The sequence below is a fragment of the Micrococcaceae bacterium Sec5.8 genome, from assembly GCA_039636775.1.
In the GTDB taxonomy this organism is placed as follows: Bacteria; Actinomycetota; Actinomycetes; order Actinomycetales; family Micrococcaceae; genus Arthrobacter.
On the sequence record CP143429.1, the window covers coordinates 2,387,493 to 2,404,267 of the forward strand.

The 16,775-nt window shown below is 65.0% G+C and carries 15 protein-coding genes and 1 tRNA gene; 8 read left to right on the top strand and 8 right to left on the bottom strand.

The genetic code is table 11. The annotated features are described in order from the left end of the window. Nucleotides 1-128: 128 nt before the first annotated feature. Nucleotides 129-1,565, bottom strand: a complete 1,437-nt coding sequence (gene gndA, locus VUN84_10995; protein ID XAS62849.1) for an NADP-dependent phosphogluconate dehydrogenase — start codon at nt 1,563-1,565, stop codon at nt 129-131. A 238-nt stretch (nt 1,566-1,803) separates the two neighbouring features. On the opposite strand from gndA, the gene VUN84_11000 reads away from it, so the two are divergent. Together VUN84_11000 and VUN84_11005 are read left to right on the top strand one after the other, a co-directional pair. After that, nucleotides 1,804-2,532 (top strand): FCD domain-containing protein, encoded by a 729-nt coding sequence (locus VUN84_11000; protein XAS62850.1) that lies wholly within the window; start codon nt 1,804-1,806, stop codon nt 2,530-2,532. Between the two features lie 79 nt (nt 2,533-2,611). After that, complete coding sequence (locus VUN84_11005; protein ID XAS62851.1) at nt 2,612-3,667, top strand: D-2-hydroxyacid dehydrogenase; 1,056 nt, start codon at nt 2,612-2,614, stop codon at nt 3,665-3,667. A gap of 297 nt (nt 3,668-3,964) precedes the next feature. On the opposite strand, the gene VUN84_11010 is transcribed toward VUN84_11005, so the two are convergent. The 3 genes from VUN84_11010 to VUN84_11020 form a co-directional block, all read right to left on the bottom strand. Next, nucleotides 3,965-4,255: a hypothetical protein gene (locus VUN84_11010; protein ID XAS62852.1), complete on the bottom strand. Its 291-nt coding sequence runs from the start codon at nt 4,253-4,255 to the stop codon at nt 3,965-3,967. 81 nt (nt 4,256-4,336) lie between these two features. Next, a complete protein-coding gene (locus tag VUN84_11015; protein XAS62853.1) occupies nt 4,337-5,827 on the bottom strand; it encodes a DUF222 domain-containing protein in 1,491 nt (496 codons plus the stop codon). A gap of 156 nt (nt 5,828-5,983) precedes the next feature. Then, nucleotides 5,984-6,442: a MarR family transcriptional regulator gene (locus VUN84_11020; GenBank protein XAS62854.1), complete on the bottom strand. Its 459-nt coding sequence runs from the start codon at nt 6,440-6,442 to the stop codon at nt 5,984-5,986. Between the two features lie 166 nt (nt 6,443-6,608). Between VUN84_11020 and VUN84_11025 the strand changes: the two genes are divergently transcribed. After that, entirely contained in the window at nt 6,609-7,427 is an 819-nt protein-coding gene (locus VUN84_11025; protein XAS62855.1) for a bacteriorhodopsin-like, read from the top strand. Nucleotides 7,428-7,544: 117 nt separating this feature from the next. On the opposite strand, the gene VUN84_11030 is transcribed toward VUN84_11025, so the two are convergent. The 4 genes from VUN84_11030 to VUN84_11045 form a co-directional block, all read right to left on the bottom strand. Then, nucleotides 7,545-7,617 (bottom strand) — tRNA-Val (locus VUN84_11030). Nucleotides 7,618-7,750: 133 nt separating this feature from the next. After that, nucleotides 7,751-8,671: an NAD-dependent protein deacetylase gene (locus tag VUN84_11035; GenBank protein ID XAS62856.1), complete on the bottom strand. Its 921-nt coding sequence runs from the start codon at nt 8,669-8,671 to the stop codon at nt 7,751-7,753. 4 nt (nt 8,672-8,675) lie between these two features. Continuing rightward, the gene (locus tag VUN84_11040; GenBank protein XAS65833.1) at nt 8,676-9,167 is read right to left on the bottom strand and encodes a peroxiredoxin; all 492 of its coding nucleotides are present in this window, start codon (nt 9,165-9,167) and stop codon (nt 8,676-8,678) included. A 23-nt stretch (nt 9,168-9,190) separates the two neighbouring features. After that, the gene (locus VUN84_11045) at nt 9,191-9,610 is read right to left on the bottom strand and encodes a DUF3052 domain-containing protein (GenBank protein XAS62857.1); all 420 of its coding nucleotides are present in this window, start codon (nt 9,608-9,610) and stop codon (nt 9,191-9,193) included. Between the two features lie 424 nt (nt 9,611-10,034). Between VUN84_11045 and aceE the strand changes: the two genes are divergently transcribed. The 5 genes from aceE (at nt 10,035) to VUN84_11070 (ending at nt 16,659) form a co-directional block, all read left to right on the top strand. Further along, a complete protein-coding gene (gene aceE / locus VUN84_11050) occupies nt 10,035-12,788 on the top strand; it encodes a pyruvate dehydrogenase (acetyl-transferring), homodimeric type (GenBank protein ID XAS62858.1) in 2,754 nt (917 codons plus the stop codon). A gap of 194 nt (nt 12,789-12,982) precedes the next feature. Then, nucleotides 12,983-14,227 (top strand): helix-turn-helix domain-containing protein, encoded by a 1,245-nt coding sequence (locus VUN84_11055; GenBank protein ID XAS62859.1) that lies wholly within the window; start codon nt 12,983-12,985, stop codon nt 14,225-14,227. Nucleotides 14,228-14,314: 87 nt separating this feature from the next. Continuing rightward, nucleotides 14,315-15,244, top strand: a complete 930-nt coding sequence (locus VUN84_11060; protein ID XAS62860.1) for an ACP S-malonyltransferase — start codon at nt 14,315-14,317, stop codon at nt 15,242-15,244. After that, the gene (locus VUN84_11065) at nt 15,241-16,302 is read left to right on the top strand and encodes a beta-ketoacyl-ACP synthase III (protein XAS62861.1); all 1,062 of its coding nucleotides are present in this window, start codon (nt 15,241-15,243) and stop codon (nt 16,300-16,302) included. The genes VUN84_11060 and VUN84_11065 overlap by 4 nt, the downstream gene beginning before the upstream one ends. Nucleotides 16,303-16,413: 111 nt before the next feature. Continuing rightward, nucleotides 16,414-16,659 (top strand): acyl carrier protein, encoded by a 246-nt coding sequence (locus VUN84_11070; protein XAS62862.1) that lies wholly within the window; start codon nt 16,414-16,416, stop codon nt 16,657-16,659. Nucleotides 16,660-16,775 lie beyond the last annotated feature (116 nt).

Consider the following 16,775-nt stretch of genomic DNA (forward strand, 5'->3'; position numbering starts at 1 on the left):
TCCTGGGACGCTGGCGGGATGTCGACGGTGACGGACATTGCGTGCCTGCCGGAGGGGCCTCCGGGAAACACGAACGGCCGGTGCTCCCAGCGTAATGGGAGCACCGGCCGCAGGCGGCAGACGGGAAGCTAGTGGGTGTCTACTGCTTCGATTTCAGTCTTGTCCTCGCCCCAAAGGGTGTGGAAGGTGCCCTCGGCATCGACGCGGCCGTAGGTGTGCGCGCCAAAGAGGTCACGCTGGCCCTGGATCACCGCGGCCGGGAGGCGCTTGCGGCGCAGGCCGTCGTAGTAAGCCAGCGAGGACGAGAACACCGGCACCGGGATACCGAGCTGCACGGCGGTGGAGACCACCCTGCGCCAAGCCGGAAGGACCTCAGCAATCGCCTGGGTGAACGCCGGTGCGAACAGCAGGTTGGCCGGTTTTTCCTCGGCTGCGTAGGCCTTGGTGATTTCCTTGAGCAGTTCGGCACGGATGATGCAGCCCCCGCGCCACAGGGAAGCAATCTCGTCCAGCTTCAAGTCCCAGCCGTATTCCTTGGCCGCGGAGGTGAGCATGTCCAGTCCCTGGGCGTAGGAAACCAGCTTGGACGCGTAGAGCGCCTGCCGGACGTCCTCGACGAAACTGTCCGGGACCTCGACGTCGGCCTCGCCGCCGGCGAGCAGCTCCTGGGCCAGCTTGCGCTGTTCTGTCTGGGAGGACAGCGCCCGGGCGAAGACCGATTCGGCGATCCCCGACGTCGGGGACCCCAGTTCAAGCGCGGAGATGACCGTCCAGCGGCCGGTGCCCTTCTGGCCGGCCGCGTCCACGACGACATCGACGAACGGCTTGCCGGTCTTGGCGTCCACGTGGCCCAGGACCTCGGCGGAGATTTCGATCAGGAAGGAGGCGAGCTCGCCCTTGTTCCATTCGGCGAAGATCTTGGACTGCTCGGCGGGTTCGAGGCCAGCGCCGGAGCGCAGCAGGTCGAACGCCTCACCGATGACCTGCATGTCGGCGTATTCGATGCCGTTGTGGACCATTTTGACGAAGTGGCCTGCGCCGTCGGTGCCGATCCAGGCGCAGCACGGTTTGCCGTCGACGTGGGCGGAGATCTTTTCCAGCAGCGGGCCAAGGGCCGTGTAGGACTCCTTCGAGCCACCAGGCATGATCGAGGGGCCGTTGAGGGCACCCTCCTCGCCGCCGGAGACGCCGATCCCGACGAAGTGCAGGTCCTTCTGGGCAAGGGCTGCCTCGCGGCGGCGGGTGTCCTCATAGTGGGAGTTGCCGGCGTCAATGATGATGTCGCCCGGCTCAAGGAGCGGCTCGAGCTGTTCGATCACGGAGTCCACCGGTTTCCCGGCCTTGACCATGATGAGGACGCGGCGGGGCTTCTCCAGCGAGTCGACGAGCTCCTGCAGGGTCTCGGTACGGATGAAGTCGCCGTCCTGGCCGTGCTTGGCCAGCAGTGCGTCGGTCTTCTCGACGGACCGGTTGTGGAGGGCAACGGTGAACCCGTTCCGGGCCAGGTTGCGGGCGAGGTTGGCCCCCATCACCGCAAGGCCGGTGACACCGATGTGTGCTGACATTAAAACTCCAATTCATTTCTGTGCAACAAGTGCAGGCTGTCCCGCACGCGGGCGGAACCTTCGTGGAAAGATCAGTGGCCGTCCATAAACCATATGTATTTCCGGCGGCTGCGGGAAAGCGCCGCCCACGTGGCGGAATAATGGCACGTCACACACAGTCTATGATTTCCCGCGCCTTCTCCGCCGGTCCAGCAGGAACTCCGGCTGCAATAGCCTCCGTGACACTATGCTTACGACTATGTCAACCAGCCTCCACCACCGCGCGATTGAGCACCTCGGCACCCGGATTGTCGGGGGTGAGCTTCCGGCCGGCCACATCATGCTGGCCGAGCACCTCGAGGGTGAACTCAAGGTGTCCCGGTCGGTGGTCCGAGAGGCGGTCCGCGTCCTTCAGTCGCTGGGCCTTGTCGAAACCACCAAACGCGTGGGGATCCGGGTGCTGCCGGCCAACCGCTGGAACCCCTTCGACCCGCAAGTTATTCGGTGGCGCCTCGCCGGCGAGGGCCGCGGAGCGCAGCTGCGCTCCCTCGCAGAGCTGCGCACCGCCGTCGAACCCGTGGCCGCCGAGCTTGCCGCTGCCAACGCCCCGGCGGAGCTCCGCCGGGAACTCGTGGAAGTTTCGCACGCCATGCGCGACGCCGGCCGCGCGGGGGACGTGCCCCGGTTCCTGGAGCTCGATATTCACTTCCATTCCCTGCTGTTGACGGGCTCCGGAAACGAGATGTTTGCGAACATGGTGGGCCAGGTGGCGGAGACCTTGACCGGACGCACGGTGCACGGCTTGATGCCGGACCACCCCCGCGACACGGCGCTGCAGTGGCATGTGGACGTTGCCGAAGCCATTGCCGCCGGGAACCCGGCGGCAGCCCGTGAGGCTTCTGACCGGATCATGCGCGAGACCATTTCGGAGATGGAACCCGGGTGGAAGAACCAGCCCCGGATGTTCGTACCCCTGAAGCGGCCGTAGCCACAAAGTGCAGGACGTGGGGTTCCACGCCGGCGGGGACGCCACATTGGCCGGGGTTCTAAGTCAATAGGATGGTCCCATGACCGAAGTTGAGACCGTCGTTGCCATCGCCGTTCCCCTGGAAGCAGAACATGTGGAACGGATCCGTGCCGTCGACGCGTCCGTGACCGTGCTGTATGAGCCCGAACTGCTCCCGCCCGAGCGATACCCGGCCGACCATCTTGGGGATCCTGCCTTCCGGCGCACCCCGGAGCAGGAGGAACGGTACTGGCAGCTGTTGAACCGGGCGCAGGTGCTGTATGGCTTCCCCAACGACAGCCCGGAGGGCCTGGCCCGGATTGCTGCCAGCAACCCTCATCTGCAATGGATCCAGGCCATGGCGGCCGGTGCCGGCGGCGCGGTCAAGGCTTCGGGGCTGGACAAGGAGTCCCTCAGGAAACTGAGAATCACCACCTCGGCGGGCGTGCACGCGCTGCCCTTGGCGGAATTCTCCGCGCTGGGTATCCTCAACGGCTTCAAACGCACCGCGGACCTCGCCCGGGACCAGGCTGATAAATTCTGGCCGGAGGTGCGCACCCCCACCCGGCTGGTCAGTGGCTCACATCTTGTCATCACCGGCCTCGGTGAGATCGGGCTGGAGACGGCCCGGATCGCGCGTGCTCTGGGCATGAGCGTGAGCGGCACCAAACGCACCGTGGAGGCGCTCGACGGAATCGCGGAGGTAACTGACAACGAGGGCCTTGCCGGGCTGCTGCCGGCCGCCGACGCCGTCGTCAACACGCTGCCGGGTACTGCCAGCACCGGGAGGCTGTTCGACCGGAAGATTTTCAGTGCCATGAAGCCGGGCACCGTGTTCATCAACGTGGGCCGCGGCAGCGTGGTGGATGAAGACGCCCTGCTGGAAGCACTCGACTCCGGCCAGGTCTCGTACGCGTGCCTGGACGTGTTCGCGGTGGAACCGCTTCCGGCGGACAGCCCGCTGTGGAGCCACCCCAACGTGCTGGTCTCCCCACACAGCTCTGCTCTCAGCGCTGCAGAAAACGGGCTCATTACGGACCGCTTCTGCACCAATCTGCGGATCTTCCTCGACGGCGGCGACCTCCCCCACCTGGTGGATCCCGTCCACTTTTACTAGGCGCTGCGGGTATTAAGCGGGCCGACGCCGGGAGGGCCCGTCCCAGCGGCCCGCTCGGCTGCGTCTCGTCCCACATGCTGTCATCATTTAGGCCATCGAATGGGCATTTTCACCGGGCGACCTGGGCACCCAGGTGTTTTTTATTTTCTACTGTTCACGGTATATTCATTACAAGCCTTCCACCGCGGCATCCCCCAATAGTCGCGGTGGAAGGCTTTTCCATTGCCCGGCGCCTATGCCCGCCTTTACAGGATTGGCCCGCTGCAGCGCAGTCAGCCAGCGGCCCCGACCCCGCGTCTATGCCACGTCCGCAATGGCCTCCCGGAGCCGCCAGCCGCCGCCCAGGCCATCCCGGATTATTTCCATGGTGGTAAGCGCGGAGCCTGCGTTCCGGCCAAGGCGCACCTGGACCTGCCACACCTCGACATCGACCCGGCTCAGTCCTTTGGGCATCCGCCGCTCCGCCTCCCACCAACTCACCCGCTCGAACCAGCGGACCGGCTCAGCGCCAACAATCCATTCGCGGCCGCCTCGCAGCACTGCCTTGGGCCGGCCGTCCGGGCCCGATTTCACCATCACGTGTTCCATGCATGTCACGATAGGGCGGGGCTGCGACAATTATCCGTGCGCATCTCCTGGCCGGGATACAAGCAGTCTGACGGGCCGGGATCAGCCGACCACCGAGTAAGCGGAATGCCGGAAATAGTGGTTACGCCGTGGTTCACGGCGGGGATCCACGTGGGGCGGCGGAATGAACCATGGGATGCCGGCGCTGACCTGGATGGTCCATTTTTCCTTGTGCACCAGGTGGTGGTGATGTGAACAGAGAAGGGTGCCATTTTCTGTGCCTGATGTCCCGCCCCGCGACCAATAGGTAATGTGGTGGGCTTCGCACCATGACGCCGGAATGGTGCAACCCGGAAAGGCGCAGCCCAGGTCCCGTGCGGTGATGGCTTTGCGAACGTGGGGCGGAAAGACCCTCGAGGCCCTGCCGACGTCCAATATCCTGCTTTTTCCCCCCAGCACCACCGGGATGATGTCGGCGTCGCAGGCGATCTTCCGAACGGTCGATGCGGTGACCGGCCCGGTGAACAGGAAGCTTCCCCCGGTACTGGCAGTGCGGCCTTCCAGTTCGTCGAGCAGGTCCCGGTAGGCGATGGTGACCATCACCTGCGGCCGGAGCCCACCTGCGGAAGGCAGAGTTCCGGACGCCAGGGCCACTGAACAGGCGCCCACGAGGCCGTCGAGATGCTTTTGCGGCCGGGATCGGCGGTCCAGGCCGTACTCTGCCGCTTCCTGGCCGGTTCCGCCGAGCGGGCCGGACTGGGTGCGCGGATTCGTGGCGGTGTTCATGACCGTCAGCAACTGCTCGAACTGCTCTGCGGTGGCGAAGATTTCGACATGCTGCAGCCCAAAACGCGGCCGGCGCACGAAGGCTCCCTGAACCTGCCGCAACACTTCCTCGGCAGGCTCCGCGCCGTCCTGATCCAGGGCGTCAGCCCACCGACGGGCTACCCGAATGAGAAAGTCGGAGTCATGCTCGATCGCCGTCCGGGTCAGGGCGTGTTCCATGCGCTGGACGGCTTCAGCGGTGCACCGGTGCCTGACCCGATCCAATGCGCTGGTGACGAGACTTGCCGAATGCGAGGCGATGGAGCCGGCCGCCACTGCCGCGCCCAGTTCCCCATGACGGGGCGGCACCGGCTGCCCGGTGATGCCGGCCTGCGGCAGGATGCTCGCGCCCAGGCACAATCGGCGTCGGACTTCCGCGGCGCTGACTCTCAAGCTGGCCCGCAGGAACTCGGTGGAATTGCGGTAGCCATCGTCCGCCGGTTGCGCCGCCGGGCCGCGGGCGGCTTCTTCTGCAGACCAGCCAGTGGCCCACGAGGTCACCGCCGAACCCCCCGCAGCTGTTTCCTTTCGGGCGCGGTCCACAGCGCCTGCCGCGATGACCTGAAAGTATTCCACCACCCGGGAGATGTCCTCAACGAGGCGTGCCAAGTCGGCAGCCCCGGCGAACCCCAGCAACGCGGCGTCTCCCGCCGCCGTCGAACTCATCGACTGAAGGAGCGTCAGAACATGGTCCAGGTCCAGCCCGGTCTGCTGGCCGGCGGTCTCGACAGTTTCCCGGAAGGGAAGGAAATCCTCGGTGGTCTCCATAAACTCAATGCTGCCACCGGGGTGTGACATAAAAGGCCGGCACCGAACGCCGATCACTCAGTCCAGATGGCTGACCCCTGTGTTGGAACGGTCGTGGGCCAAGGGATGGTTGCAATCTCCCACGGGTGGTGGCAGCGCCCACAGTCGGTGAGGGCTCTACATCCCTGTGCGCCGCGATACCTCGTCTGCGACGGTCAGGAGGGCCGCTTCGAACGCTGCCAGTTCCTTCTTGGAGAGGCCCGTGGTGGATAAAGCGATCATGGTATTGAACTGGGTGTGAATGTCCGCCACCACCGAGTGTCCGCTATCGGTCAGCTCCAGGCACAAGCTCCGGCGGTCGTTGGGATGAGCAAGCCGTTCAAGCCACCCCAGATTTACCAGCCGGGTTGAGATCGCCGTAATGGCGCCGGTCGTCAGTTCCATGTGTTCCGCAAGTTGCTTCGGTGTCACGCTGGCCTGCTCGGCAATCCAGAACAGAGCCCGCAGTTCACTGGGCGACAGGCCGTAGTCGGTGGCGATTTTCTCGCGGTTGCGTTCCAGTGCTCGGACGAATCTGACGGCTGCATAGGGAAAGCCCGCGAGGGCGTGCGTCGTGCGCGGTGTTTCCCGTCCCATCACCCCTCCTGATCGAGGCCTCTATGCCTCGGTTGTTCTGCCTGGTTTCTTGGTGGACAAAGTTACATAAGTGACCTAGTAACTTACTGACTAAGACAACTATAATTCATAGTACGGCCGGGTTTTCGAAAACCGCGCTCGGACACCACACAACGATGGAGGATCCGTGATTACTGACTCTCTAACCAAGGGCCAATACGATACCGTCTACAACTTCCTGTCTCTGGTCATCGCGTCGCAGTTGTTCACGGCACTATTTCTGCTGATCGCGTTGCCGCGGATCCTGCCGCGTTACCGGCAAGCGATAACGGTGGCCATCATCGTCTGCGGCATCGCTGCCTACCACTACTTTAGGATCTTTGACTCCTTCCGGGCGTCGTTCGCGACTGAGGCAGTGGGCGGCGAGGGAGACTATACACAGGCCGTTGGCCAGTCGTTCAACGAGGGATATCGTTACGTCGACTGGCTGCTGACGGTGCCGCTGCTGCTGTTTGAACTCATTGCCGTGCTCGCGCTCGCGCGATCAGCTCAAAAACGACTCATCCGGCAACTCATCCCGGCTGCCGCGCTCATGATCATTCTCGGCTACCCGGGGGAAATCAGCGGCGACAACGGCATTCGCGGACTCTTCGGCCTGCTCTCGACCATCCCGTTCGTCTACATCCTGTACGTCCTGTTCGTGCAACTCACCAAGTCCCTGGGCAATCAGCCCGCAGCGGTGCGGGGCACCCTCAGCCGGCTGCGCTTCCTCCTCCTTGCGAGCTGGCTTGTCTACCCGATCGCGTATCTGCTCCCATTGCTGAACATTGCGGGCTCGGATGCATGGGTGTTCAAACAGGTTGGCTACTCGGTCGCTGACATTGCGGCGAAGGCAGTCTATGGGCTCATTATCTTCCATGTTGCCCGGGTGAAGTCCTACGAAGACGACCCGGAGTTTGCGAGGATCGAAATGTCGAAGGAAGATGACGTGGCAATCCACAGGTAGCCTTCTACGGTCGCTTCGGCCAGCCGCTCCCGAGAACGCCGCGGCCAACCCGGAGGAACACGGCAAAAAACCCCGCCAGGCGGCCGGATGGCTCGCTACTGACGGGGTTTTGCTGGGTGGGTCCTACCGGGATCGAACCGATGACATCCACGGTGTAAACGTGGCGCTCTACCAGCTGAGCTAAAGACCCAAACCGTTGATTCCGCGTTTGCACGCTTCAACCAACGAACAGTTACATTACCGGATGAACCCTGCCCGGCGCCAATCGGAACAGCGCCCGCCGATCAGCTTTCCCTGCGGGGCACCGGCGGGTTGGAGCCGGTTCAGAGTGGTGGGAGTTCGGCAGCCAGCCAGGTGAGCGCCGCACTGACGCCGGCGTCGAGTTTGATGGTGGCGAGATCATCCCCGCGGGTCTGTCCCCGGTTGATGATGACAACCGGCTTTCCGTGCTTGGCCGCGTGCCGGGCAAAGCGCAGTCCGCTCATGACCGTGAGCGAGGAACCGGCGACCACGAGGGCGGCCGCCTCATCCACCATGGCGTAGGAGCGTTCGACGCGGTCCTTGGGGACGTTTTCGCCAAAGTAGACGAAGTCCGGCTTGAGCGTGCCGCCGCAGGCAGGGCAGCGCGCCACCACGAAACTTTCGATCAGGGCAGCATCCTCCACCGTGGCGTCGGCATCGGGCGCCATTTCGACCGAACCGGCGGCCAGTGCCCGGTCCAGAAAGTCAGGGTTGAGCTCCGTCAGGACTCCCGCCAGCAGCGCACGACTGTATCTGCGGTGGCAGGAGAGGCAGACAACCTGGTCAAAGCGGCCGTGCAGGTCCACCACATTGACACTTCCGGCATCCTCGTGGAGCCGGTCGACGTTCTGGGTGATGAGCCCGGTGATAAGCCCGCGCTGTTCGAGGCGGGCGACGGCGGCGTGGCCGTCGTTGGGGTCGGCCCGGCGCAGATGGGACCAGCCGATGTGGTTGCGGGCCCAGTACCGGCGCCGGTTGTCCGCCTCAGCGATGAATTCCTGATACGTCATGGGTGCCCGGGGAGCGGCGCCCGGCCCGCGGTAGTCCGGAATACCGGAGTCCGTGCTGAGCCCGGCCCCGGTCAAGAGGGCGAAACGCTCCCCCGCAAGGATGCCGTGGATGTCCTGCAAGACCTCGAGTTCGTCGACGGCCGGTTCGCTCACAGGCACCGGAGGCAGGCTGGCAAATCCAGTCATGCCAATCCCGGGCCGCCGCGTTCGCACTGGGTCAGCTCCCGACAAGTCCCGACAGGGCGGCGCGGTAAGCCCCGAAGTCCCGGGCCTGGCCGCGGGGATTCACCACCACGTAGCGCACAATGCCGCTCGAGTCGATGATGAAGGTTCCACGCTTTGCCATGCCGCTTCCGGCTTCGAACACGCCGTATTTTTGGGCGACGGCACCGTGCGGCCAGAAATCCGCGAGCAAATCGAAGGAGAAGCCTTCCTGCCCGGCGTACGCCCGTTGGGCGAACTTGCTGTCCACCGACACGCCCAGCACGGCGGCGTCGGCGTCCGCGAAGAGCGCCAGGTTGTCCCGGAGTTCGCAGAGTTCACCCGTGCAGATGCCGGAGAAGGCGAAGGGAAAGAACACGACGACGACGTTGCGGCCCCGGAGCTCCGATAACCGTACCGGCTCGCCGAATTGATTCAGCAGTTCAAAGTCCGGAGCTGCCTCGCCGACAGCGGGCACGCCGGAGGCCGCAGCTGATGCGTCCCCCAGGGTGCCAACCCCTCCGGGTTGGGTCACTTGTTTTTCCGCGTGACCAAACGGGTGGCGCTCCAGTCCTTGGAGACGCCGGCGGAAGTGGTGTAGTGCAGACCGGCAGTAGGCGCAGCATCCTGGATGTCAGCAGGTGAGACGTATCCCACCCGGCCTGACTTCGGCGTCAGAACCCACACAACGCCGCCCTCGGTGAGGGTGGTCCGCGAACCTACCAGGGTGTCCACGAGATCACCATCGTCGGAGCGCCACCAAAGAATCACGGCGTCAACCACTTCGTGGTCGTCCTCGTCGAAGAGTTCGGAGCCGGTGAGATCTTCGATGTCGTCGCGCAAATCAAAGTCGACGTCATCGTCATAACCGAATTCCTGAATCAGGTCCCCGGTTTTGAAACCCAGTTTTTCCGCCACATTTACCGAAGTGGCGGCGTCGGCCTCGCTCACGTGTTGCTCCTATGCTTGGTGTCTTCAACAGCTCTAGTGATTTCCATTACTCCAAGCCAACACCCTTTGCGCTTGCGCTTCAAGCTGTTGGCACCGCGATCCGCCATATTCTGCGTCACACACGGCCGTCAGGGCGCCGCCGTGCGGCGCATCCTCACACCACCAGTATGCCGGTCATTTATCACCGCGTCCCCATGGGACAGCTACGCATCCCCGAGCGGTCGGAGCTAGAGTGGCTGATGACGACTACGCCCGAGAGGGCGGACGACCCGCTGACGAAGGCGGGCATAGTTGTGATTGGACCTTGCCCGGCGCACATGACCGGGCGGATGTAACCGATACGTCGCACACGTCGCGTTCACGCCGGGCAGTTACCCTGCCGCAGCTGAGGGCGCCGGGGGATGCGCTCAAAGAGAGGTTGGACGTGGCTGCAGGAGAAGAGACCTCCCATATCCTCAGCGGGTTGACAAACCAGCTGCCTGATCGTGATCCGGAAGAGACCGCCGAATGGCTGGAGTCCCTGGATACGTTGATTCAGGAACAGGGCACCGAGCGTGCCCAGTACATAATGCGCAGCCTGCTTCAGCGGGCCGGCGCGCAAAGCGTGGGTGTTCCGATGGTCACCACCACCGACTACGTCAACACCATCCCGGTGGACCAGGAAGCAGAGTTCCCCGGCGACGAGGAAATCGAACGTAAGTACCGTGCGTGGCTGCGCTGGAACGCCGCGGTCATGGTGCACCGTGCGCAGCGGGCCGATATCGGCGTCGGCGGACACATCTCCACCTACGCCGGAGCCGCGACCCTCTATGAGGTCGGGTTCAACCACTTCTTCCGCGGCAAGGACCACCCCGGCGGCGGGGACCAGGTGTTCTTCCAGGGCCACGCCTCCCCCGGCATGTACGCCCGCGCCTTCATGGAAGGCCGCCTCTCCGAAGAGGACATGGACGGGTTCCGGCAGGAGAAGTCCAAGGAAGGCCACGCGCTGTCCTCGTACCCGCACCCTCGGCTGATGCCGGAGTTCTGGGAATTCCCCACAGTCTCCATGGGCATCGGCCCGATGAACGCCATTTACCAGGCGCAGTCCAACCGGTACCTGCACAACCGCGGCATCAAGGACACCTCCGACCAGCAGGTCTGGGCGTTCCTGGGCGACGGCGAAATGGACGAACCCGAGTCCCGCGGCCTGCTCCAGCTCGCCGCGAACGACAAGCTCGACAACCTGAACTTCGTGATCAACTGCAACCTCCAGCGCCTCGACGGACCCGTCCGCGGCAACGGCAAGATCATGCAGGAACTGGAGGCGTTCTTCCGCGGCGCGGGCTGGAACGTCATCAAGGTCGTCTGGGGCCGGGAGTGGGATGACCTCCTGTCCAAGGACGAGGACGGCTCGCTCGTGAAGATCATGAACGAAACCGTTGACGGCGATTACCAGACCTACAAGGCCGAGTCCGGCGCGTTCGTCCGCGAGCACTTCTTCGGCCAGACCCCGCAGACCAAGGAAATGGTCCAGGATCTCACCGACGACCAGATCTGGAACCTCAAGCGCGGCGGCCACGACTACAACAAGGTCTACGCCGCGTACAAGGCCGCGACCGAATTCAAGGGCAAGCCCACCGTCATCCTGGCCCACACGGTCAAGGGCTACGGCCTGGGCACCCACTTCGAGGGCCGCAACGCCACGCACCAGATGAAGAAGCTCACCCTCGCGGACCTGAAGGCCTTCCGCGACCACCTGCGCATCCCCATCACCGACGACCAGCTTGAAGCTGACCTCTACCGGCCCCCGTATTACCACCCCGGCATGGATTCCCCCGAGATCCAGTACCTCATGGAACGCCGCCGCGCCCTGGGCGGATTCGTCCCCGAACGGCGCTCCAAGCACAGCGAGGTCACCCTCCCGGAGGACAAGGTCTACGAGGTCGCCAACCGCGGCTCCGGCAAGCAGCTGGCGGCCACCACCATGGCCTTCGTCCGCCTGCTCAAGGACCTCATGCGGGACAAGGAGTTCGGCAAGCGGATCGTTCCGATCATCCCGGACGAGGCCCGCACCTTCGGCATGGACGCGTTCTTCCCGACCGCCAAGATCTACAACCCGAACGGCCAGAACTATCTGTCCGTGGACCGTGAGCTGGTCCTGGCGTACAAGGAGTCCATCTCCGGGCAGATCGTGCACGCCGGCATCAACGAGGCCGGTTCGGTCGCCGCGTTCACCGCTGCGGGCACGTCCTACGCCACCCACGGCGAGCCGCTGATCCCGATCTACGTCTTCTACTCGATGTTCGGTTTCCAGCGGACAGGGGATTCCTTCTGGGCAGCCGCGGACCAGATGACCCGCGGGTTCATCATCGGCGCCACGGCCGGCCGCACCACCCTCACCGGTGAAGGCCTGCAGCACGCCGACGGCCACTCCCCGCTTCTCGCCTCAACCAACCCGGCCGTTGTCACCTATGATCCGGCCTATGGGTATGAGATCGGCGTGATCATGCGCGACGGCCTCAACCGCATGTACGGTCCGGGTCTGGCCGATAACGACCCGTCACGGAACGTGATGTACTACATCACCGTTTACAACGAGCCGATCTCCCAGCCGCCAGCGCCGGCAGAACTCGACGTCGAAGGCATCGTTAAGGGCATCTACCTGCTGGCGCCGGCCAAGATCGACGGCCCGCGCACGCAGATCCTTGCCTCCGGCGTGTCCGTCCCGTGGGCCCTCGAAGCCCAGAAGGTCCTCGCCGCGGACTGGGGCGTCTCCGCCGACGTCTGGTCCGTGACGTCCTGGTCCGAACTGCGCCGCGACGCCATGGCCGCCGAGGAAGACGCTTTCCTCAACCCCGGCAAACCGGCACGCGTTCCGTTCGTCACCGAACAGCTTGCCGGCGCCACCGGCCCGATCGTGGCCGTCACCGATTACATGAAGGCCGTGCCGGACCAGATCCGGCAGTTCATCCCGAACGAGTTCGCGTCCCTCGGAGCCGACGGTTTCGGCTTCTCCGACACCCGCGCAGCAGCCCGCCGCTTCTTCAAGAACGACATCCACTCCGTGGTTGTCCGTTCCCTGCAGATGCTGGCCCGCCGCGGCGAGGTCGATGCCCAGGCTCCCGCCCAGGCGATCGAGAAGTACCGCCTGCACAACGTCAACGCAGGCACCACCGGCAACGCGGGTGGCGACTCCTAACGGACGCCCGCTAAGCCAGTCCAGAGTACGACGGCGGTCCCCACCGGAAGGCGGGGGCCGCCGTCGTCGTTTCCTTCCTCATCCCGCCGGCCGGCAGGACTCCCGCCGGCGGTCCGGCACTGTGATCCAGCACAAAGCCGGTTGTAGCCTTTACACAAATGGAGCTTGCGCGGCAGCCACCGTATGCTCGATGCATGTCCGAGCCGATCGCCACTGCCCCAAAACGCAAGCCCGCCTCCAGGGCGATGTCTCCGGAGAAGGTCGAAACGCTCAAGAAACTCCGGGCGAGCGTTGGCCAGCTCTCCACCACCACGCTGCGCCAGCTCGAGAAATCCCTGCCGTGGTACAGCCGGCTGAACTCCGACGAGCGCTCTGCTCTGGGCATGGTGGCCCAGAACGGCATCGCCGCGTTTGTCACCTGGTTTGAGCGGCCCAGCTCGCCGTCGTGGATCCTTTCGGACGTCTTCGGCACCGCTCCCACTGAACTCACGCGTTCAATCAGCCTGCAAAAGGCCCTTCAGTTGATCCGGATCGTGGTGGAAGTGGTTGAGGACCAGGTCCCTGTGATCGCACCCGAAGCGGACCAGGGCGCGCTGCGGGAAGCGGTCCTGAGGTACTCCCGGGAGGTGGCGTTTGCCGCCGCGGACGTCTACGCCCGCGCCGCCGAGACCCGCGGTTCGTGGGACACCCGGCTGGAAGCGCTCATTGTGGACGCTATCCTTCGTGGCGAAAATACCGATGCCCTCCGCTCCCGGATCGCCGCCCTGGGCTGGAAAGCACAGGAGCGCTTCACCGTCATGGTGGGCAATACCCCGTCCGAACCCAACGCCAGCTACGTCAGCGAATTGCGCCGCACTGCCGGGCGCTTCGCCGAGGACGCCCTCGTAGGCATCCAGGGTGACCGGCTCATCCTCATCCTCGGCGGGGTGCACGACCGGGAGACCGCGTTCCTGAAGCTCGCCGAACTCTTCGCCCCCGGTCCGGTGGTTTACGGCGCTGAGGCCAGCTCGCTGCTGGAGGCCAGCGGTTCGGCCCAGTCCGCGTTTGCGGGCCTGACCGCTGCCCGCGCCTGGCCCTCCGCGCCCCGCCCGGTTGCCGCCGATGATCTCCTGCCGGAGCGGGTGATCTCCGGTGACGACGCCGCCCGCCGCTCCCTCGTTAAAAACATCTACCGCCCCCTCCTCGCAGCGTCCAACGGCCTGGTGGAAACCCTCGGGACCTACCTCGAACTGGGCCACTCGTTGGAAGCTACTGCCCGCGAACTCTTCGTCCACGCCAACACTGTGCGCTACCGGCTCAAGCGGGTCTGCGACGTCACGGGCTGGGATCCGCTGCTGCCCCGGGAGGCCTTTGTGCTGCAGACAGCCCTTGTTGTCGGCCGCCTCGCAGCCCAGCCCAGGCCGGCCACGGAGCGCCAGCCGACCCGCCACAACCCCTGAGCAGTTGTAGACTTCCTACAAAGTGACCCGATGAGCTTGGTGCATGAATACACCAAGAAACACCCCGTAGTTTGGAAAGCTGGTTACGTGCTTGCAATCGTTTGCCCTGGACAGGGCTCCCAGACCCCCGGTTTCCTGGCCCCTTGGCTGGAACTGCCGCCCGTTGCAGGCCACCTGGCGGCCCTAAGCGACATCGCAGGGATCGATCTTGCGGCCCACGGCACCACCTCGGATGAAGAAACCATCAAGGACACGGCCGTCGCGCAGCCCCTGATCGTCGCCGCCGGACTGGTGGCCGCACAGTCGCTGTTCGACGTCGAATTGGGCACCCTGCCGGTCATCCTCGCCGGTCACTCCGTCGGTGAGATCACGGCCTCCGCGCTGGCCGGCGTGCTCACCGAGTCCGAAGCCATGACCTTCGTCCGGGAACGGGCGAACGGCATGGCCGCTGCCGCCGCAGCGACGCCGACCGGCATGAGCGCCGTCGTTGGCGGGAACCCGGAGGAGGTCCTGGCCGCCATCGAGGGCTTCGGCCTGACACCGGCCAACGTTAACGGAGCGGGCCAGACGGTCGCCGCAGGGACCCTGGAGCAGCTCAAGGCCCTCGCGGAGAACCCGCCGGCCAAGGCCCGGGTTATCCCTTTGAAGGTTGCCGGCGCCTTCCATACCTCGCACATGTCCCCCGCGGTCGCGGCGCTGCAGGCCCTCCGGCCCAGGCTTCACCCGCGCGACCCGCAGGTACCCCTCCTGTCCAACTTCGACGGCGCGGAAGTCACCGATGGTGGTGCCGCCGTCGACAGCCTGATTGCCCAGGTGTCCCGCCCGGTCCGCTGGGACCGCTGCATGGAAACGCTCGTGCAGCGCGGCGTGACCGGCGTGATTGAACTCGCACCGGCCGGCACTCTCGCCGGGCTCGCCAAGCGCGGTATGCCGGGCGTGAAGACCGTGACTGTCAAGACCCCGGACGACCTCCCCGCCGCCCTGGCCCTATTCGCAGAACTGGAAGGACAGGCATGAGCGTGCCCACGTTGAAGCAGGCCCCCCTGCACGAGAACTCCCGCGTCATGGGAGTCGGCGCCTACCGGCCCGACGTCATCGTCACCAACGATGACGTCTGCCAGTGGATCGATTCCTCCGACGAGTGGATCCGCCAGCGCACCGGCATCATCACCCGGCACCGCGCCTCCGCTGACGTCAGCGTGATCGACATGGCGGAAGGCGCCGCCCGCGAAGCCCTGGAGAAGGCCGGCATCGAGGCGTCCCAGCTCGGCGCCGTCATCGTCTCCACGGTGACGCATCCCTACGCGACGCCGTCGGCCGCAGCCAGCCTCGCAGACCGCCTGGGCGCGACGCCCGCACCGGCCTTTGACATCTCCGCCGCATGCGCCGGGTACTGCTACGGCATCGCCCAGGCCGATTCCCTGGTCCGCTCCGGGGCGGCGGACTACGTCCTCGTGGTCGGCGCGGAGAAGCTTTCGGACGTCATCGACAACACCGAGCGCACCATCTCCTTCCTCCTCGGTGACGGCGCAGGCGCCGTGGTGATCGGCCCTTCCGACACCCCGGGCATCGGCCCCTCGGTGTGGGGCTCGGACGGCAGCAAATGGAACGCGATCGGAATGACCAATTCCATGCTGGACCTGCGCCAACAGGCCTTGGCAGGCACGCCGGGCGGTTCGCTCAGTGCCGAGGAGGCGGCCGTCACCGACGCGGCCGTGTGGCCGACGCTGCGCCAGGACGGCCAGACGGTCTTCCGCTGGGCAGTCTGGGAGATGGCCAAAGTGGCCCAGCAGGCCCTGGACGCCGCCGGCATCACCGCCGACGACCTCGCGGCGTTCATTCCGCACCAGGCCAACATGCGGATCATCGATGAGATGGCTAAAAAGCTGAAGCTGCCGGAGAACGTCCTGATCGCACGGGATATCGCCGACGCCGGCAACACCTCCGCCGCCTCCATTCCCCTGGCCACCCACCGCCTGCTGAAAGAGAACCCCCAGCTCAGCGGCGGCCTGGCACTGCAAATCGGCTTTGGCGCCGGACTCGTCTTTGGCGCCCAAGTGATCGTGCTTCCGTAAGTCTTTCCTCAGCTTCATATCCCAGAGCAGACCGAATCCTCGGTTTGAGTCATTTCCGCCCAGGCTGCCGGTACGCCGTCCGTCCGGGCAATAACAAGAAAAGGAGCCAACATGGCTAGCAACGAAGAGATCTTGGTCGGCTTGGCTGAAATCGTCAACGAAGAGACCGGCCTGGCCCCCGAGGCCGTCGAGCTGGACAAGTCCTTCACCGAGGACCTGGACATCGATTCCATCTCGATGATGACGATTGTGGTCAACGCTGAAGAGAAGTTCGGTGTGCGCATCCCGGACGAAGAGGTCAAGAACCTCAAGACCGTCGGCGACGCCGTCAGCTTCATCGCGAACGCACAGGCCTAAGTAGGGCCCGGCCGGTCCGGGGGAGCAACCGCACCCCCGGACCGCGCCAGCACCCTCCCCTTGCAGCACCCCAGATTTTTTCAAACGCCGGCCCCGGCACGCTTTCCGCAAGCACC